This is a genomic window from Clostridium sp. UBA5712, from assembly GCF_002419845.1.
Lineage (GTDB): Bacteria > Bacillota > Clostridia > Clostridiales > Clostridiaceae > Clostridium_J > Clostridium_J sulfidigenes.
Genome location: NZ_DIGW01000011.1, coordinates 480,257 through 501,146, shown reverse-complemented (window position 1 = coordinate 501,146; position 20,890 = coordinate 480,257). Strand labels below are relative to the sequence as shown.

The following is a 20,890-nucleotide window of genomic DNA, read 5'->3' as shown; positions in this document are numbered from 1 at the left end:
TTAAAGCTTTGTCTAAAACTATATTCACCTAGATCTAAGTATCACTTAAATTATCCTTAATTTGGCACTAGAATTGCTATATATTATTGTAAAAATAATTTATATTGGGAGGTCAAATTAATGGGGAATAATTTAAAAACAATGGGCTTTGCTACTAGAGCAATTCATGGTGGACACGTTAAGGATCAATTTGGTGCTTTAGCTACTCCTATTCATCAAACAGCAACCTTTACTTTCGAATCTGCAGAGCAAGGTGGTAGACGATTTGCTCTTGAAGAAGGTGGATATATATATTCAAGACTTGGAAATCCAACAAATACTCAATTGGAAGATAAGTTAGCAATGCTAGAAGGTGCAGAGGCGGCAATTTCTACAGCGTCTGGCATTGGAGCTGTTGCATCAGCATTTTGGACAGTGTTAAAAGCTGGAGACCATGTGGTAGCAGCAAAAACTCTTTATGGATGTACCTATGCTTATTTGAATCATGGAATAAGCAGATATGGGGTTGAGGTAACTTTTGTAGATACCACCAATCTTGAAGAAGTAAGACAGGCTATGCGAGAAAATACTAAGGTAGTTTATTTAGAAACACCAGCAAATCCAAACCTTGAAGTTGCAGATATAGAAGCTATAAGTGAGATAGCTCACCAAAATAAGGATTGTATAGTAATGGTTGATAATACTTTCTGTACTCCATATATTCAAAGACCATTAGAATTTGGAGCTGATGTAGTAATTCATTCAGGAACAAAATTCTTAAATGGTCATGGAGATGTAATTTCTGGTTTTGTAGTTGGAAGTGGAGAATTTATAAAAAATGTTAGATTATTTGGTGTAAAGGATATGACAGGAGCTAGCTTGAGTCCTTTTGATGCATTTTTAATCATTAGAGGTATGAAAACTCTAGAAATAAGAATGGAAAAACATTGTGAAAATGCTATGAAAGTAGCTAAATTTTTAGAAGGACATAATGCAGTGGAAAAAGTATATTATCCAGGTTTAGAAAGCTTCCCACAATATGAATTAGCTAAAAAGCAAATGTCTTTACCAGGAGCTGTAATAGCTTTTGAGGTAAAAGGTGGAATCGAAGAAGGTAAGAAAGTTATAAACAGTACAGAGCTTTGTACAATAGCAGTAAGTCTTGGAGATGCTGAAACTTTAATTCAACATCCAGCATCAATGACACATTCACCATACACTAAAGAAGAAAGAGAAATGGCTGGTATTAGTGATGGATTAATAAGAATAGCTGTTGGTCTAGAAAATGTGGAAGACATAATAAATGATTTAGATAATGCATTAAAGTGTATACTATAATATAGTATAGTATAGAACTAATAAAGACTCCTAAATTAACGTTTGGGAGTCTTTAATTATATAGATTTATGAGACGTCTTTATTATTAATGCAATATTGCAATATATCTAGACTATCACTATCATAAACTTCAAATTCTTTTATTGACCTAATGATTTCTTTTTTGGCATGCTCAATATATCCATGTTTAAAATATAGTTTTCCTAGATTAAGAATCACAAATTTATTATTTATTAAATTTAGTAAGTGTACAGCTATTTTAAGTTCGTCATATTTATCATTTATAAGCAATATTTCACATATTTCTAGAATAATATCAAGATATTCCCTTTCATTTTCATCTTCGGATAAAAGAGTGGTGGATTCTTTGGTAAATAATTTTAAAAACTGTGAATACACTTCTAATAGTTTTTTATTGTGACCTAATAAGGAATCCTCTTTAAAATTGGATAATAAGGATAACGCCTTATCATAATTATTAGTTAATACACTACTTATAACTTTGTACATTGAAAAATATAAATTTGAAGAATTATCATCAACTATATTGGTCATGTCAATACACTTGGTAAAGGAACCAGACATTACAAGACATTTAGCTTTAAGTAATACCAGCTCTTCAGTAATAGTTTCAGATAGTTCACATTTTTCTACGTATTCCAATGCTATTTCATAGAGTCCTTCATTATAAAACAAATCTGCAATAATATGATTAGATTTTGGAGAACTAGAAATAAGATCTTCTATAATCCTTTTAAAGTTATCCATTGGGGTATTTTTGAATTTTAATATATCTCCAATAAGGTATAAGGGATTAAGGAAATCTGACTTTGATTTAAGTGTTTCAATATAATAATTGTATGCAGCATCATAGTCTTTTAGTGCGAAGTAGGCATTGCCTAACTCATAGTATGCCTTGAAACTTCCTATTCCGTATAAGCATTTTAATTCAGATGGTGCTTCACCTAGCTCAATACATTCTTTAAGAGCTTTTATCTGAAGTGTAGGCATATTCATATCTTTAAAAATAAGAGATTTTAAAAAATATAAGTCAGTAAATTTAGGATAATGCTTAATACCGATGTCTATGAACTTAAAAGCTGTATCATAATTTTTAATTTTATAGTTTAAGAAAATTATCCTAAATATTAGTAAATAACTATATCCGTTGTATGGGTCAAATTTCTCATAGGATTTATAGTAATGTTCTAACGCAGTTTCATTATCGTTTAATGCTGCGTATTCAGTACCGAGGTTAAAGTGAGCAAAGGAATCATTGGGGTCTTTTTTTATTTGATCATTTAAAATAGGTATATTTCTATTTCTTTTATTCTTAGATTCTATTGATTTAGTCATATATCCATAATGATTAATTTGCATTAATTGATAAATTGCTTTATATTTGTTTTCTGAGTATACTAATTGATTATGAATTTCTCCTTCATAGTGAGTTCCATGGTTATTTTTAAATAGTCTAGGATTTAAATTTATAGTTATTGAATTATCATCAACGATATTTCCATAATAATTTAATGTTTCAAAGTAGTAAATCGCATTTTCATCTAATTGTCTGTATAGTAAATCTTTCAAGTTTTCTTGATTCTTAGGGGATAATTCATCATCTGCATCTAATATGAGTATCCAATCTTTGGTAGCATGCTTTAGTGATTCATTTCTAGCTTCACTAAAGTTATTGTGCCAAGGAAAATAGTAAACTTTAGCCCCAAAGCTTTTGGCAATATCTACAGTTTTATCCGTAGACCCTGTATCAACAATAATAATTTCATCCACAATATCTTTAATGCTGTTAAGACAGCTTGGCAAATAGTTTTCTTCATTTTTTACAATCATACACAAGCTTACTTCATTTTTCATAATATATTATCTCCTCTTTTAAATAAAACCTTCATTGTTGAATAAATAAAATATTCTATTAGTTTTACCATATATACTATGTAAAAATTTAATGAACTGTTCTTGTAGTAAACATTACTATTTATATAATAATATTTAGTTCTATTTGTGAGAAATAAAATAGAGTGAAGGAGAAAAAGTATAACTACTATACTTGTATTTAGAAAAGTAATTACAGGATAATAAATTTAAAATCACATTTTGTATATAAGGTCATATAATATATCAGGAGCAAAATCCTAAAAAAATTTGGGGGATGAATTTTATGGCTTTAACAATTGATTTTGATACTCCTCAAACTGGTACACCTCGTTCTGTTGGAGTTACAGGCACTGTTGCTAGAAATAGTCTTGCTTATTTAACCATTAGACTTAATGTTACAAACGCTGTTTCAACAGGAAGAGATAGATCGTTTTATAGAGTAATTGCTTATGATAATACAGCAAATGGAACATCATTAGCTGTTAATACCTCTTATACTTTGTCAATTGTACCAAAATTTATAACAGGTGATACTGTTGACGAATCTACTGGTGTAGTAACTGCATGGTCATATACCATCTAGAACTATTTATAATGGCATGGAGCAATTTATTGCTCCATGCTTTAAACTAATGGATTAAAAAAGAGGTGACAAATTTGTCAAATATAATAATTTATGCTACTAAGAGTCTTACGGTAACCAGTAAATTGATAAACGGAAATATGAATAAACCTACTATAACTGTAGGTAGTGATGGTATACACAACTATATTAGTTACCTATTTTTTGATATTTCTAGTATACCAAGTAATGCATCAATTTCTAGTGCAGAACTTGTATTGTTTAAGACAAATAATTTTTATAATGATTGTAGGAAAATATTTTCAATATACCCCCTATGTGATTATTTCAGCACTTATACAACTTTCAATAATCGACCAGAAGTAGATATCAATATTAAAAAAAATTTTCATCCAATAACTTCAGATGTGGCTATAACAGTGGATTTAACTGATTTTGTTGTATTATGGTTACAGAATAAATTAAGTAATAGAGGTATAGCATTACTTGATAGAAGTAATAGCATTCTTACACAATTTGGTTCTTCAATATGTAAGGATAGATATCTTGTTCCATTTTTGAAAGTGGTTATAAACGACGAGTGTAAATGTTGTAAGGAATGCAATTGTTGTAACAAAGGGGAAGGCACTATAAGACAGGTAAATGTCAAGGGAACTGTTGCAGAGAATTCAAAGTATGTAGCCATAGTAAATATTGGAGTAACAAGAAGTGGTACTGGACATACAGATAATTATTATATAACTGATGAATATAACAATTTATCAAATAGTAGTCCTCTTTATGTAGATAAAATCTATAATATGGCTATAGTACCAAAGGAAAATCCAGGAGATATAGAGACTGTAAGCTTTTATGGTTCATATAAGGAGTAGATTATTAGTTTCTACTATAATTAGTAATCTTTTGTTCAAATTAATATAAAACTGTATGATTACTAATTAACATAAGATATGGTAAAGATAAATGAGATTTTATTGGATAGGTTATCAATAGAATAAGTATCTATTCTTACTATATTTAATAATAATAATGAAGGAGCAATAGTATGGTTGAAAATGTAAGTAGTATGAGAGTTGATTCTGAGAAAAGTAATAGAAAAAATATTGTCTTTTTTGTAAAACAAGGGCTAGATAGTTTTTTAGAAGATATTATTAATGGATTATCTCATGACTATGTGACTAAAAAAATAGTGGTAACAAATTTAAAGCAAATTGATGAAGGGATGAAGTGTGCCGATATATGCTGGTTTGAGTGGTGTGATGAATTAATATCCTATGGAAGTAAACTTAGCATTGCTAAAGAAAAGAATATTATATGTAGAATACACAGCTATGAATCCTTTACTGAATATCCATGTAATGTTTACTGGAAAAATGTTGATAAAATCATATTTGTAGCAGAACATATAAGGAATTTTACTATTGATAATTTCAATATTGATAAAGAAAAAACCATAGTAATTCCTAATGGTATAGATATTCCTAAATGGACTTTTCAAGATAGAAAACCTGGGTTTAATATTGCGTATGTAGGTTATATAAACTATAAGAAAGGACCTATGCTATTGCTTCATACTTTTAAAGCTATATATGATAAAAACAGCCAATACAAATTATATATTGCTGGTAAATTTCAAGATACTAGAGATGTTTTGTATTTTAATCAAATGATAAAAGCATTTGAATTAGAAAATAATGTAGTTTATGAGGGTTGGCAGGATAACCTAGATAAATGGCTAGAAGATAAAAATTATATATTATGTACAAGTATTTTAGAATCACAAAACATTAGTGTTATGCAAGCTATGGCAAAAGGGATAAAACCTATAATCCATAATTTTGTTGGTGCAAAAGAAATATATCCTCAGTGTTTAATTTGGAATACAATAAATGATGCTCTTGAGATGGTAATTGATAGTAAATATGATTCTCAAGAGTATAATTGTTTTGTTAAGAATGATTTTGAGTTGCAGGATCAAATAGAAAAACTAAAGGCATTATTCATAACTCTATCTGAAATAAAAAAAGTTTCAATGATTGAGCAACCATTAGTTACTATAGGAATAACAAATTATAATGGTAATAAATACTTATCAAAATGTGTAGATTCTTTTATAAATCAAACCTATCCTAATATAGAAATTTTACTTATAGATGACTGTTCAACAGACGGCTCTGATGAAATAATTAGAAATTATGAGAAAAAACATAAAAATATACGCGGAATTTATCATAGTCTAAACTCAGGTGGAGCATCAAAAGGAATTCAAGAAATTATTAGTAACGCAAAGGGGAAGTATTTTCAATGGATTGCTTGTGATGACTTTGTAGAAAGGGATGCTGTTTATAAATTTGTAGAGTATTTAGAAGAAAATCCTAACAAGGACTATGTATTTAGTGACTTTAATATAGTGAATGAGGATAATATAATAGTTCAGCAATGGAATTACCAAGTTCATTCTAAAGAGGAGGTCATTGGACGTATTTTTAAATCTGCATCTGGTATTATACCTATGAATTGTCTTCATAGATTGAACTTTTTTAAGGACAATAAAATAAATTGGATAGTTTATAAAAACAATGATTTTTCTGCAGATACATTGAATTGTCTGCAGTTAATAAAATATAATTGGAATTATGGAAAAGTAGATGGTGCAGTAATAAATTATAGAATTCATTCAAATAATTTATCACATAACTTACAAAGGAGAATAGATTCATCTGTTACTATATTCGATTATATAATTAAAAATTTTAAAGAAGAAGTATATGCATCTGAAATTAAATGGAGTCAATTTGAGGATAGGGACCAGCTAAAAAATTATGTAATAGCTCAATTTTATTATAATCAAATTCAAAATCATATAAATATGAAAGCAATACCCCAATATATAAAGTGTAATGTTGCTAAAGAAGAAATAGTAAAATATTGTTTTGTTTTTGCAAAGGAAGGGATGAAGTATATTGATGAAGAATTAAAGCATGGAGGAGCTTTTCTAAATGAATTTCTTAATTTAAAAGAGTTATATGATAAATATAAAAAAGAAGTCGAAGATTTAGGAAGTGTTTAGTAAATAGAAATAGCATAAAAAATTCTATAGTTTTTAATTCCACATACTTTTAGGTATAAAAATAGTAATTTTAAGTAATATATACAAAAAAGTATAGATTTCTGCTAAAATAGTATTAGAAATTATTTAATATAATTATATAAGGAGGAATTATAAAATGGAAAAAAAGACAAGGGGATTTTGGACCACATTAGTGTTAGTACTTTACATTCTTGGAGGAATTGGGTCACTTTTTACTCCACTTACAAATAAGACTACAGCTCAAATGTTTCCAGAGCTTGCCCTTAGCAATGGTATGGTAGTATTTTCAATTATATCTGGGATAATACTTTTAGTTATTACTATCGGAATTTTCATGTGGAAAAAGATGGCAGTATATGCTTTGGCAGTATATCAACCTGTTTGCTTTTTAATAGGATTAATTGCAACTCCAATTTTTAGTTGGTTAACTGTAGTTTCAGGAATAATAGGAATTGTAATAGCATATCTAATAGTATTCAGCCTACTTAAGAAAATTAAATATAATGAAGAAGCAGAAAATACAATGAATGTATAAAATTAGTGTATAGTAAATAAAGAAGATAGATTCTATCTTCTTTATTTATTATAGAATAGGACAAGGAGTGAAGAATTTGAAGATGGATTTCAATCTTTCAAAGAAGAAAAAGTATATACTGATTGTCATTGCAGTAGTATTATTTATAATACTTTCAGCAGTAATAATTGCTATAAAGTTAAAAGGACCAAAAGAGGAGACAACAATTACTCATGAAGATAGTTATGAAATCAAGGGAGAAGAAACATTAAAATTTAATGGTATTAGTATTATAAGTGATGAGCAAATCATTATAGTAGATAAGTCACAAGGAGAATTAAAAGATATTAAAGTTAAAGATGGACAAGAGGTAAAGAAAGGCGATGTATTATTTTCTTATCTTAATACTGCAGTTGAAGATCAAATAGCACAGTATGATAGGGAAATAACCTCCAATAATGGCAAAGTATCTAGAGTGAAGAAGGAAAAGGATAAAGTTAACACAAGCATTAATAAGCTACAAGGAGATTTAAATGCAATAAGTGGTGAACTAAATAAAGTTAAGAGTGAAATATCTAAGCTTAGTACATCAGAAGAAAAAGAAGCTCAAAGTCAATATAATGAATTATTGAAAACAAAAGATGTCCTTGAAGGTAAGCAACTAGAAGTTTCTCAACAAATAGAAATGTTAATGAATCAAGTTAATGGCATAGAAACTGAAGTAGCAAGTTATGAAGAGGGAAACAAGTCAATAGTAACTGAAAGGGATACTTTAAAGAAAAAAATAGGTAAAGATATAGTTGCAGATATAGATGGAGTAGTGAAAGTAAATAGCAAGGGTATAGATGACCCAACTGTAGCCTATATGAGAATAATATCTAAAGAGCCTTTAGTTAAAGCAGAAGTTTCTGAATTTGATGTAAAGAATTTAAAAATAGATGATGAAGTAATGTTAAAGGTTATTAGTAGTGGAGAATATATTAAAGGTACTATAACTGAAATTGACGAGCTACCTATTGAAGAACCAGGAAGAACTACAACAGGATACAATTTTTACATAAAACCAGAAAAGAGTATCAGAATAGGGTTTAGCTTAGAGGTTAAGTGCAATTACAAAGGAATAGAAATACCTAAAGATTATGTATATGAAAAAGATTCTAAGATACATATACTTAAGGAAAAAGGCGAATCTTATGAAGATATAGAAATAAAAGCAACTTTAGAAAATGATAAGTATTATTTATTAGATGGAGCTATAGGGATAGGAGATAGGTTGATTAAAAATCCTTCTACGGTACTAGAAGGGAGCAAATAATTATGATTAAATTAAAAGACATAAATAAGTTTTATGTTACTGGGGATGAAACTCTTCAGGCATTAAAGGATGTTAATTTAGAGATAAATAAGGGTGAGTTTCTAGCAATAATGGGACCCTCTGGATCAGGAAAATCAACACTTATGAAAATATTAGGATTGCTGGATAAAAAGTTTGATGGAAGTTACACATTTTTAGATAAAAATATAAGTTCTTTTTCAGATGATGCTTTAAGTAAGTTTAGAAATGAAAAGATAGGATTTGTATTTCAAGATTTTAACCTTATAAAAAGGCTTTCAATAAAAGAAAATATTGAAATACCTATGCTTTATAGAGGTCATAGAATAAAGGAAACCAAGAAGCGAGTTGTAGAACTATTAAAAAAGGTTAATCTTGAGAGTAAAATAAATAAGTATCCTACTGAATTATCAGGAGGACAACAACAGAGGGTATCTATTGCTAGAGCATTAATTAATAATCCAGATATAATAATTGCAGACGAGCCTACAGGTGCTTTAGATAGCCATACATCTAAGGAAATAATGGGTATGTTTAAAGAACTTAATGATGAAGGAATTACTATAATTTTAATCACCCATGATGTAAATGTAGCAAGACAAGCTAATCGAATAATGTCTATTTTCGATGGTGAGCTTAAGGAAGGAGAATTTTAGATGAAGCTTAGTGTTCTAATTTTTTCTGCTTTAAGAAATCTTATAAGAAATAGAAAAAGATCTTTCTTAACTATGTTAGGTATAATAATAGGAATAGCAGCAGTAATTACCATAGTTGCATTAGGGGAGGGGTATAAGAATAAAACTATAAAAGACTTTACAGGAGAAAACGAAGGTAAAGTTGTATTAAATGCAATGTTTACTCCGTCAAATGAGGAACATATTAATGCTGCAGGAAATAGTTTTAATAATAATGATAAAAGAGCTATAGAAAGATTACAAGGAATTGAATCAGTAGAATATATATATTCTAGCAATGAATATGGTGAGCTTGTAGATTTACAAGTAAGGGGAGCTGCCATTCAAGGAATGGCTTCAAAGGTAGAAAAAACTGATTCTCCAAAGATTATAGGAAGAAATTTAAGTGAAAAAGATAATGAAAATTCAACAAGAACCATAGTATTAAGAGAAAGCCTAATTGGTGATAAGGTTGAAGAGAAAGAAGAGTTAATTGGAGGTATTGCAACCTTAAAGGGTATTACCTTTGAAATTGTAGGTATTATAGAATCTGATGAAGATGAGGAGTTTAGCTTTAGCTTTAAACCAGATATTCAAATTCCAAAGAACACCTATGATAAGTTTTTCCCTTCCAGTGATGTAGTTCAAGGTATGAGTATTACCTTAGTTAATGGAGTAAATGTTAAGGATACTATTAAGGATATAGAAAACGTCCTTAATGAGGAAGGCTCTAAAAAAGCTGAAGGAGAATATATGGTAATGGATACTAGCGGAATAATAAAAATGATGGGTTCAGTACTAAATACATTAACTTTATTTATTGCTGGAGTTGCTGGTATATCATTATTTATTGCAGGAATAGGTGTTATGAACATGGTTTATACTTCTGTTTCTGAGAGAACTTTAGAAATTGGAATAAAGAGATCAATAGGAGCCAGAAGAAAAGATATAAAGCGAGAATTTTTAGTAGAAGGTGTAGTTATTACTGTCACTGGTGGAGTGATAGGATATGTATTTGGAATAATAATTGCTAATATCATATCTTATTTTATGCACATGGCAATAATACCAAGTCTATTTACTGCATCTGTAGCTATAGGAATTTCCATATTTATAGGTATAGTATCTAGTATAATTCCTGCCAATAAGGCTGCTAGTGCAAATACCATTGATATACTTAAATAAAAATAGTGGTGGACTTTTTAAGTTAAAGGTCTACCACTTATCTATTTATCAAGGTTTACTATTGTAATAGAAAATGCATCGTATTCTATTAACCCATCTTTTCTCATTTTATTTAATTCACGGGATAATGAGGATCTTTGTACCCCAAATTTTTCTGCTAAATCCTTTTTAGTTACTTCTAGTTTAATTGTATTACTCTTTTGAACATAGCTTTCATACATTAGAAAGTCAATTATGCATTGTCTTATAGATTTAAGAGAAAGTGTTTTTATTTTATCTGTTAAAATTAAGGTTTTGTCTGAGATGGAGTGAAGAAATTTAGATAAAAAAGTAGTATTACTTTGGCAGAGACTTAAAACTAAATCTTTTTTTAAGTGTATAAGTGTTACTTCCGTTTTTGCTAGAACCATCATTGGATAAAAGTTTTTATGGGAAAAAAGCAGATTTCCTCCTAGTTCACTTCCGATAGTAAAATCACTTATTGAGATATAGTTTCCTTTCTCATCAGTGCTTTGTACAGAGACAATTCCTTTCAGGACTATATCAAAAGTAACACATTTTTCATTTTGAAAATAAATTACGGAATTTTTTTTATAAGTTTTTATATTGAAAGAATCTTGTACAAATAAATGATTAATAGTGCTCATAGAGATATCTTTAAATAATTCTGTATTTTCAAGAACAGAAATAAAATCTATCATTATTATTTCCCCTTTTTCAAAATTAGTTACCTTAGTAACTGATTATAATATTAAAACAAATTATAATACAAGTAAAGATGTTGAAGGGAGAAAATAAAATGGATATTTTCACAATAATTCTTTGGGCAATTACATTGACTTGGTTTATTTGGTCCATAATTAAAGATAAAAAGAAAACTTTTAACTCCATTAAAATGTCAACGGGAATAATGAAAAGCATGATAGGAGAAATTATAGGAATACTTTTTCTTATAGGATTAATACTTACATTCATTCCACCAGATACAATTAAATATTATTTAGGGCAATCTAATATTTTTATTTCTACAATTATTTCTGCATTTGTAGGAAGCATCACTTTAATACCAGCTTTTGTTGCTTTTCCACTAGTAGGTTCCCTAGTAAATGCGGGAGCTAGTATAGTTCCTATAGTGGCATTTTTAACAACTCTTACCATGGTTGGTTTTGTTACATTTCCTCTTGAAAGAAGAGAATTTGGTGTTAAGTTTGCATTAATTAGAAACTCATTAAGCTTTATATTTGCTGTGGTTATAGCACTTTTCATGGGGGTGATAATATGAGTTTAATTATTAAAAAAGTAAAAAACAATATGTTATTAACTTTTGTTATTTTAGCTTATTTGTTTTTATTGATTTTTATGCCGGATAAAGGAATTATGGCTTTAAATAATAGCTTATATTATGTGAAAGAAATGCTTATAATAATGCCAGTAATACTTCTACTAACATCTCTCATTGAGGGATGGGTTCCTAAAAAAACTATAGAAAATGCACTAGGTGAAGGTTCAGGGGTTAAAGGATATATATTTTCCTTTTTACTAGGTAGTTTTTCAGCAGGTCCTATTTATGCAGCTTTTCCTGTATGTAAGATGCTTATAAAAAAGGGTGCCAGCATAGCAAATATGGTAATAATCTTAAGTGCTTGGGCAGTAATTAAGATTCCGATGCTAGCAAATGAATCTAAGTTTTTAGGTCCTAAATTTATGGTGATTCGATGGAGCTTAACTACAATATCTATTATTATAATGGCAATTATAACTTCAAGATTTGTTAAAAAAGAAGAATTACCTAAAGAAGATATTATAGAAAAGGAAGATGCAATACTAATTATAAAAGAGGACTTTTGTATTGGTTGTGGATTATGTACAAGGATAGCATCAGAAGATTTTATATTAGAAAATAAAAAAGCAAAGGTAAATAAAAATATATTAATATCACAAGAAAGTGAAAAGATTAAACTAGCTATATATAAATGTCCTGCAAAGGCAATTAAGTATAAATAATATATTCTAAAAGATAAAGATATAAAGGGGGAATTTATAATGGTTGAAAAAATTTATCAAATGACTAACAGCCATAGTAGAACAGTTGAAATGCTTATTTCAGATGGAAATGTTCATTACTTACACATGATATTTAATAAAGGAGAAGGACTTCCAGAGCATTTTTCAAATTCTAATGTATATATGGCTGTACTAAAAGGCACGTTATCAATTGGATTAGATGACCAAGAAATTCATGAATACAAAGAAGGCACTTTATTAAAAATACCATTTAAAACTAAGATGAATGTTGGTAATAAACATGATGAAATTTTAGAATTAACTGTGGTAAAGTCACCTGCTCCATCTAAATAATTACACAATAGGGTAAAAGATTTTAATTAATATATATAATTTACTGATTTTAAAATAAATAATTGAATAAGTTAAAAAAGCTGTTGAATATTCAATGTAATATTCAATAGCTTTTATTCTATTACTGTAATTTTCAACAGAATCTAATTAATAGTATATTGATTCAAAATAAAATATTGTGGTATAATTGTATATCATTTCAATAATCAATAATTATTGTTTATTGAAATAAGTTATTATTAAAGTTAAAATAAAAATAAAGTCTTAAATACATGGAGAAGAAATAATATGAAAAAAAATTGGATTATCGTCACAATAATTATAACCGTGGCTGTAGGATTAGGAGCCTTTACATATAAGAGTTACACTAAGAATAATCATACTGAAAATATGATTAAAAATGATAAAAATAAGTATGATGCATCAGCAGAGATAAAGGATGCATTAAAGTTACTAAGTAGTAAAAAACAAGCTGAAGTTATAACTAATGTAAAAACCTCTTCTAATGTACTAGCTCTATCCTTTGAAGGAATTAGTGATGCTAATACCATGGGAAAAATAGTGGAGTTACTAAATGAGTATGGTGTAAAAGCAAATTTTTTTATTCCAGGTATTAAAGCTGGAGAAGATCCTACCACAGTAAAAGACATTAAAAAAGCAGGGCATGTAGTAGGAAGTGAAACTCTTTCAGATACTAGGTATATGGAAAAGTTATCTCAGAAAGAATTAATTACTGATTTTTGCCGTGGTAATAAGATAATAGAAACTATAATTAAGGAGAAATCTAATTTACTAAAGTGTAAATCTACCACATACACTGATGAAGTCCTAGAGGCAGCATACGCCTCAGGTAATAAATATGTGGTTCACAGTGATCATTATCTTAGCTATCAAAGTTTCAAGGATTATGGGCAGGCTCAGAATTATGTAAATAAATTAGATAAGGGCACAATTATTTCCATTAAGGTTAATGGTGTTCTTGATGATTTTGAATATGAAGGAGAAATAGAAGAGGAAAAGCCAGCTATAGACAAAGAAGCAGGGATAGATGAATCTACTAAGGATGAAAGAGAAGAAATAACTGTTGTTAAAATTGTAGAATGGTTGTTGAAGGCCATAGATGAACAGAAAATAACTGTTGTCCAAGTGAATGAGTTAGTAGGAATGAAAAGTGATGATGAAACTTCATCACCTGAAAATATGTCAAATAAAGATGAGATTTATATAGATGAAAGTTATAAAGAAGAAAAAAATACTTCACAAGGAAATAGTGAAGTAAAAAATTCTTCAGATTTAGTGAATTTTAAGGAGCTAATAGAAAAAAATAATGGTAACCTGGCTCCTAACATTTCAGAGTTTTACACTACTAAAAAAGCATTATCCTATACCTTTAGAGGATTAGGTAATGAAACTGCATTAAATTCAGTTTTAATATCTTTAGATAAAATAAAGGCTAAAGGAACTTTCTTTGTCACTAAGGATGAAATAGAAAAGTATCCAGATAGAATTGCTAACATATTAAAGAAAGGTCATGAAATTGGCAATGGAGGAATAACAGTTAGCTCAAGTTTATTAGACAAATCTACAGAAGAGATTTGTAAAGAAATATATGAAGTAGATAATTTATTAAGGAAGATTGGTGTAAATACTAAAGCATACATGCCTGGATATGGTTATGTTGATGTTGAGGTTCAAGAAGCTTTATCTGTTATCAATAAAATTCATGGTATTAAGGGTTATGAACTGTTTACTTATTCTAAATCTCCTATTAATCATAAATATAAAAACATGAATGCAGAAGAAGTTGTAAGGGATTATCTTAATTTAAATACCTATATGTCATTAAGAAAAGGTGAGATTGTTTACTTTAGGCTAGACTCAGATTTATTTGAAGATAAGAATACTGTAGCAAATATTATTGAATTAATTACCTCTAATTATGTAAAAAATGGACATGCCAATAAATATAATGAAGCAACACAATCCTATATTTTAGTTGAAAAGCCATTGAATTATTCTGTTGAGACTTTAAGTGAATTGCAACATACTGTGGAATCAGCTTCTCAATTAGGGAGATATAGGATGGCGGGGAATAATATTAACTCATTAATTAGGAGGTCTTATGAAGAAGCTTTATCTATGATGAAATCTAATTACATAGGTAATAAATATGTGGATTTAAGTGATTTAAATGAAGAGGAACAGGTTTTAATGGATAAGACAGGGACTATTGATACCAATGGTGAAGATGTAATATTCTTTACCTTCGATGATTGGGGAGGAGATCCTGTGGTTAATGAGATTTTAGATGTACTTAATAAACATAAAGTAAAAGGAAGCTTTTTTGTAATATCAAAGTACATTGATACTAACGGAGATGTATCTAATGCTAATCCTAATTTACTTAGAACCATTGCATTTAATGGTCACGATATTGGAAGTCATAACTATAATCATGAAACTTTAGATACAAACAAGAATAAATTGGAGATTTCTTTAGTTAAATCCTATGATGCTATGGCTAATGTTATAGGTGATTTAAATTCATTAAGACCATACTTTAGACCACCAACTTTACTTGTTAAAAAGGAAGGGCTAGCACAGGTATTTGAAAGTGGATTTAAATATTCTATTAATGGAAATATTTCAACTCATGATTATGAAAGTAGTTCTTCCCAAGAAATTGTTCATTCATTAGAAGAAAGTTTAATCAAAGGTAGAGGGAATATTATAGTAATGCACATGAACAATCAAAGTTATTATACAGCAGAAGCCTTAGATATTTTCTTAACTAATAATGAGAATGGAGTTTACGGAACAAAGTATAAAATTGCAAAGCTAAGCGATTATTTAGAATAATAATTTTTGTAACATATGAGGAGTTTAAAAATGAGGTTAGATACTATATGAAAAAAATAAAAAAAGATGAAACCCGTGATGTCCTTTTAAATCCCCGTAAAGATAGACGGTTATTATCAAATGTTCCTGATAAGGAAGAAATTAGAGATAATATTGACCGTAGGGGATATCAACTTTTGGATAACCATAAAGAAGACCCTAGTGGTTTTATAACGAGTAAGAATGCTGGTATAAGATATGTAATGAAAACGGATGTGGAAGTTGTTTGTAAAAGCAGCAAAGGAAATAAAAAGTTATTAGTAAAATCTATAGACATTTCTACCACGGGGCTTTTGTTAGAATTAAAAGATGAAACACAATTAAATATAATAAACAATGCTGAGGAGATAAAGTTAAAATTTAAAATATTACCTGGTTCTATGCCTGAGGGCTATGAAATGAAAGTGAAAATTAAAGGTGAAAAAGTTAGAGATTCTATAACATCTGAAGGAAAAATTATCTGTGGAATAGAGTTTACAGAAACTTTGTCAGAGTATTCAAGTAGAAAAAAAGATAGATATGTACTTGTTACTTCTAGTTTTCTTTTATTATTTATTACATTATTTATTATATTAATGCGTGCAGAAAGTATTATATATTTTAAATTTAATAAATGGATATACCTTTATAGTATTATTGCAGCAGTATTTTTGCTTAGCAGATATTTATTTGGAATGTTATATAAACCTATGCTAATAGATGTGGATTATACACCTGGAGTAACTATTATTATTCCTTGCTTTAATGAAGAAGTGTGGATCGAAAGAACAATTCTAAGTTGCATAAATCAAGATTATCCTATAGACAAGCTGGAAGTTATAGTAGTAGATGATTGTTCTAATGATAATTCTGTAGAAAAAATTAAAGAAACTATTGAGAGGTTAAGTAGTGAAGCAGAGAGATTTGAAACAAAACACAGGTTAAAATATTTTGTGCAAGAAAATAATCTAGGTAAAAGGGATGCTTTATGCAGAGGAGTTAAGGAAGCTAAACATGACTTAGTTGTATTTGTTGATTCAGATAGCTTTTTAGATCCCTTTGCTATAAGAAATTTAGTTCAACCTTTTAAAGATCCTAAAATGGGAGGCGTATCAGGAAGGACTGATGTAGCTAATACATACACTAATGTATTAACAAAGATGCAATCAGTGCGTTATTACATAGCCTTTAGAATTATGAAGGCAGCAGAGGCTTATTTTGATGCTGTTACCTGTTTATCAGGACCATTAGCTTGCTATAAAAAACAAATAATTCTAGACAATATGGATGCATGGTTAAATCAAAGGTTTTTAGGTCAGAAGGCAACCTTTGGAGATGATCGTGCTATGACTAATTTTGTGTTAAAAGGTCATCGAACAAGTTATCAAGATACAGCTATCTGTTCTACCATTGTACCTAATAAATATAAAATATTTCTTAAGCAACAAATGAGGTGGAAGCGTTCATGGCTAAGAGAATCAATAATTGCAGGTAAATTTATGTGGAAAAAGGAGCCTTTTATGGCAGTATTCTTTTATATGGGTGTAGTAGTTCCTATTGTTGCTCCAATAGTTGTTACATATAACTTAATTTATGTTCCAATTATCCATAAGATATTTCCAACAACCTTCTTAGTAGGAATATTGATGATGGCTTTAATGATGAGTTTTGCTCAAATGTTTCTTAGAAAAAGTACTACATGGGTTTTTGGTATGGTATTTTGCATTTATTATGAGGCAGTATTATTGTGGCAGATGCCTATTGCATGGGTAACCTTTTGGAAGTCCACATGGGGCACGCGAATGACTCCCAGTGATATAAAGGCTCAAAAGAAGAAGGAACAGAGAACTACTTCCAGTAAGTTTAAGAAAAACGGAGGGAAAAACAATGAAAAGTAATACTTTTTCTCCTAAAAAGAAAGATAGGATTAAGATAGCAAGAGGTATATTACAAGGAGTTATTTTAATTATATTGTTAATAGCTATTATAAAAGCTTTATTTTCATTCTCTGTATATGAGCCTTACAATTCATATAAGGTAAGTAATAATCAAGATAGTGGCTTCATTGCAGTATCATATTTTGGTGTAGATAGAGCAGGAAATGATACCTTAATAAGTACCAAAAGATTGGATGAACAGCTTAAAGCATTAAAAAATAACGGATATGTAACAATTACTCAAAAGGATGTAGTGGATTATTATTTAAAAGGTAAGGCATTACCAACTAAATCACTATTTTTACTATTTGAAGATGGAAGAAGAGATACAGCAATATTTTCTCAGAAAATTATAGAAGAATACAATTTAAAGGCAACTATGCTAACTTATGCTGATAAATTTGAAAAGGAAGACTCGAAATTTTTAAGTTCTAATGAGCTATTAGAGTTAGTAGATAGCTCTTACTGGGAATTAGGTACAAATGGGTATAGACTTAAATACATAAATGCATTTGATAAAGATTCAAACTACTTAGGTATTTTAAATGCAGTTGAGTTTGCAGAATCAGCTTCAAGTATGGAGAGAGATTATAATCACTATTTAATGGATTATATTAGAGATGAATATAATATTCCCAAAGAGTCCTATGAAGAAATGAAACAGCGTATTGATAGTGACTATAAGGCTTTATCTAAAGTGTATACTAAGGAAATTAGTCAAGTGCCTAAATTATATGCCTTAATGCATTCTAATACAGGTCAGTTTGGTACTAATGACAAGGTAAGCGAAATAAATGGTAAATGGATTAAAGAGTTATTTAATATGAATTTTAATAGGGAAGGTTTCTCGCTAAATACAATAGATAGTTCAATCTATGATTTAACTAGAATTCAACCACAGTCCTATTGGTCAACCAATCATTTGCTAATGAGAATTTTGGATGATACGAAGCAGGATATTGAATTTGTAGTTGGAGATAAAGAAAAGGCAAGTAAATTTAAAGAGGTATCAGGAAAAGCGGAGTTTAAGGATGATACTATTATATTAACATCTTTATCAGAAGGAAAAGGTATCCTTAAACTTTTAAATAGTGATACTTATAAGGATGTTAATGTGTCAACAATATTAAATGGGAATATAATAGGTTCTCAAGGTATTTATTTGCGAGCTAATGATGATCAAAGTGATAGTTTATGTGTTAGACTTATGAATAATGTAATAAGTATTATTGAAAATTCAAAAGGTAGTTCTAATGTCATATTCTCACTAGACTTAAGTAAAAATAAAGAAGAAAAATTTGATATAAGAGATGGGGGGAGCAGAAAGGTTGATATAACATTAGTTAATGATAAAATTAGTATAGACATTGATGGTACTAATATAGCTAAAGATTTGGATGTAACTAATGAGAATCAGGGAAGTGTTTATTTAGAGTCTGCATGGGGAGAATATGGATATAGTCAAAGGAATATTGCAGATGATGTATATGATGGTGTATTTAAAAAGTTTAGGATAACTGATGTTAATGATAATGAATTGTATGACAGCTCACTAAAGGGAGTTGATAGTATATTTTATTCCCTTAGAAATTTTACTGATAAAATTATAGACTGGTTTATTAAATATTTATAGATTATAGAGGTGTTAAATGAGTAAAAGAGCAAAGAATACTTGGATTATTATTACTTTGACTTTAATAATAAGTATATTTCTATATGGTTGTTCAAAAGAAAAAAATCCCCTGGAAAATAGCAGTAAAGTACAGGTTGGAGAAACGGCTGCAATTGAGGATAAAAAGATATTTGATGAAAATATAGATAACTTATCAGCATGGGTCACTTATTGGGATTTAGATGTTCAAGGAGAGATTAAGTCTTTAGATAAGCAATTAAAGGAAGTTTCATATTTTGCAGCTTATTTTGATTCCAACAATAAACTGATAATGCCACAGCAATTAGTAGATTACTATAATAGAACAAAGGATGAGGACTATACTAAATATCTTACTATTGTTAATGATAAAATAAATAGTGATGGAACTTCATCACTAAAGGATAAGGATCTTTTAAAGACATTGCTCACAGATTCTATCTTAAGAAGTAAACATGTTAAGGATATAATAAGTTTAGCATCTCAGTATGGTTTTAATGGAATAGAAATTGACTATGAACAAATTAAGGATGATATGGAATTATGGAATAATTACTTATTGTTTATTAAGGAGCTATATGGTGAATGTAATGGAGTTGGGTTAAAGTTGAGAGTCATATTAGAACCTAATATCCCTTTTGATGCTCTAGAGTTTATAGAGGGTCCGACCTATGTTATGATGTGTTACAACCTACATGGAGGGTTTAGTGAACCGGGAGAAAAAGCAAATCCTCAGTTCATAAAAGAATTGATGGATAAGATGGAAAGAGTACCAGGAAGTAAAAATTTTGCCATTGCTACAGGTGGATTTAATTGGGCTTCAGATGGAAAGGTAACTTCCTTATCTGAAGTAGAAGCTAAAGATTTAGTAAAAGAATATAGTGCAAAAGAGGAAAGAGACAATAAAAGCCAATGCATAGTGTTCAAGTACACTGATGAGGATGGGATTGAACATGAAGTGTGGTATGCAGATAAAAATACATTAAACTCATGGATGCAAGTTATAAAGGAAAAGGGCTATGGTATCAGTCTTTGGAGACTTGGTGGAAATGCATTTCATTAGTTTATAATATAGACTTTTCAAAGTAATACTATATAGAAATTTCATATATAAAAAGAGTGATATTCTTACAGATAATAAATTTGAATGGATATCACTTTTTTTATATAAGGCATCTTCAAAAAATAAATAAGTCAGAATGCTCGTCTATTTTGTGTTATACTGCGTCAACAGAACCCTTAGATAGTGCTACTATCTGCGGAACCTGTTTCCTTGCCTAACTCAAAATATACTTCCCATCTTTGACTTATTATTTATTTTCAGATGCCAAATATTTTTTGTAAGTGTAAGGTGGATAACCTAATTTATATTTATTTGACAAAGGATATTTTTAGAAACTATAATTAATGTGGTTCATATAATTATATAGGATTAAAATAGTGTGTTAATTTTATGAAAGTATATTAGTAAAGC

17 protein-coding genes are annotated in these 20,890 nt (G+C 28.9%); 15 read left to right on the top strand and 2 right to left on the bottom strand.

The window, feature by feature from the left end; all coding sequences use genetic code 11:
• Window positions 1-120: 120 nt before the first annotated feature.
• The gene (gene megL / locus B3B03_RS08625) at window positions 121-1,317 is read left to right on the top strand and encodes a methionine gamma-lyase (RefSeq protein ID WP_346846451.1); all 1,197 of its coding nucleotides are present in this window, start codon (window positions 121-123) and stop codon (window positions 1,315-1,317) included.
• Window positions 1,318-1,383: 66 nt separating this feature from the next.
• Here the strand turns inward: megL and B3B03_RS08620 are convergent, their stop codons facing one another.
• Window positions 1,384-3,192: a tetratricopeptide repeat-containing glycosyltransferase family 2 protein gene (locus tag B3B03_RS08620; RefSeq protein WP_346877011.1), complete on the bottom strand. Its 1,809-nt coding sequence runs from the start codon at window positions 3,190-3,192 to the stop codon at window positions 1,384-1,386.
• A 304-nt stretch (window positions 3,193-3,496) separates the two neighbouring features.
• Here B3B03_RS08620 and B3B03_RS08615 point away from each other — a divergent pair, with 304 nt between their 5' ends.
• From B3B03_RS08615 to B3B03_RS08585, 7 genes are all read left to right on the top strand, one after another.
• Window positions 3,497-3,796: a hypothetical protein gene (locus B3B03_RS08615; protein ID WP_150844550.1), complete on the top strand. Its 300-nt coding sequence runs from the start codon at window positions 3,497-3,499 to the stop codon at window positions 3,794-3,796.
• 74 nt (window positions 3,797-3,870) lie between these two features.
• The gene (locus B3B03_RS08610; protein WP_150844549.1) at window positions 3,871-4,668 is read left to right on the top strand and encodes a DNRLRE domain-containing protein; all 798 of its coding nucleotides are present in this window, start codon (window positions 3,871-3,873) and stop codon (window positions 4,666-4,668) included.
• 173 nt (window positions 4,669-4,841) lie between these two features.
• Window positions 4,842-6,866, top strand: coding sequence for a glycosyltransferase (locus B3B03_RS08605; RefSeq protein ID WP_346877009.1), 2,025 nt, complete (start codon window positions 4,842-4,844; stop codon window positions 6,864-6,866).
• A gap of 157 nt (window positions 6,867-7,023) precedes the next feature.
• Entirely contained in the window at window positions 7,024-7,422 is a 399-nt protein-coding gene (locus B3B03_RS08600) for a hypothetical protein (protein ID WP_346877008.1), read from the top strand.
• Window positions 7,423-7,504: 82 nt separating this feature from the next.
• A complete protein-coding gene (locus tag B3B03_RS08595) occupies window positions 7,505-8,716 on the top strand; it encodes an efflux RND transporter periplasmic adaptor subunit (protein WP_346846897.1) in 1,212 nt (403 codons plus the stop codon).
• A 2-nt stretch (window positions 8,717-8,718) separates the two neighbouring features.
• On the top strand, window positions 8,719-9,390 hold the full coding sequence (locus B3B03_RS08590) for an ABC transporter ATP-binding protein (protein WP_346846455.1): 672 nt from the start codon (window positions 8,719-8,721) through the stop codon (window positions 9,388-9,390).
• Entirely contained in the window at window positions 9,391-10,593 is a 1,203-nt protein-coding gene (locus B3B03_RS08585; RefSeq protein ID WP_346877007.1) for an ABC transporter permease, read from the top strand.
• A gap of 41 nt (window positions 10,594-10,634) precedes the next feature.
• On the opposite strand, the gene B3B03_RS08580 is transcribed toward B3B03_RS08585, so the two are convergent.
• Window positions 10,635-11,294: a Crp/Fnr family transcriptional regulator gene (locus B3B03_RS08580; protein ID WP_346877006.1), complete on the bottom strand. Its 660-nt coding sequence runs from the start codon at window positions 11,292-11,294 to the stop codon at window positions 10,635-10,637.
• Between the two features lie 98 nt (window positions 11,295-11,392).
• On the opposite strand from B3B03_RS08580, the gene B3B03_RS08575 reads away from it, so the two are divergent.
• From B3B03_RS08575 to B3B03_RS08545, 7 genes are all read left to right on the top strand, one after another.
• On the top strand, window positions 11,393-11,875 hold the full coding sequence (locus tag B3B03_RS08575; protein ID WP_346877005.1) for a permease: 483 nt from the start codon (window positions 11,393-11,395) through the stop codon (window positions 11,873-11,875).
• Window positions 11,872-12,597, top strand: coding sequence for a permease (locus tag B3B03_RS08570; RefSeq protein ID WP_346877004.1), 726 nt, complete (start codon window positions 11,872-11,874; stop codon window positions 12,595-12,597). The genes B3B03_RS08575 and B3B03_RS08570 overlap by 4 nt, the downstream gene beginning before the upstream one ends.
• Before the next feature lie 39 nt (window positions 12,598-12,636).
• Window positions 12,637-12,951, top strand: coding sequence for a cupin domain-containing protein (locus tag B3B03_RS08565; RefSeq protein WP_346877003.1), 315 nt, complete (start codon window positions 12,637-12,639; stop codon window positions 12,949-12,951).
• 288 nt (window positions 12,952-13,239) lie between these two features.
• A complete protein-coding gene (locus tag B3B03_RS08560; protein WP_346877002.1) occupies window positions 13,240-15,810 on the top strand; it encodes a polysaccharide deacetylase family protein in 2,571 nt (856 codons plus the stop codon).
• 47 nt (window positions 15,811-15,857) lie between these two features.
• Entirely contained in the window at window positions 15,858-17,726 is a 1,869-nt protein-coding gene (locus tag B3B03_RS08555; protein WP_346846462.1) for a glycosyltransferase, read from the top strand.
• Window positions 17,716-19,398: a glycoside hydrolase gene (locus tag B3B03_RS08550; protein ID WP_346877001.1), complete on the top strand. Its 1,683-nt coding sequence runs from the start codon at window positions 17,716-17,718 to the stop codon at window positions 19,396-19,398. Before B3B03_RS08555 ends, B3B03_RS08550 begins: the two co-directional genes overlap by 11 nt.
• A gap of 16 nt (window positions 19,399-19,414) precedes the next feature.
• Window positions 19,415-20,479: a glycosyl hydrolase family 18 protein gene (locus B3B03_RS08545; RefSeq protein WP_346877000.1), complete on the top strand. Its 1,065-nt coding sequence runs from the start codon at window positions 19,415-19,417 to the stop codon at window positions 20,477-20,479.
• Window positions 20,480-20,890: the final 411 nt, after the last annotated feature.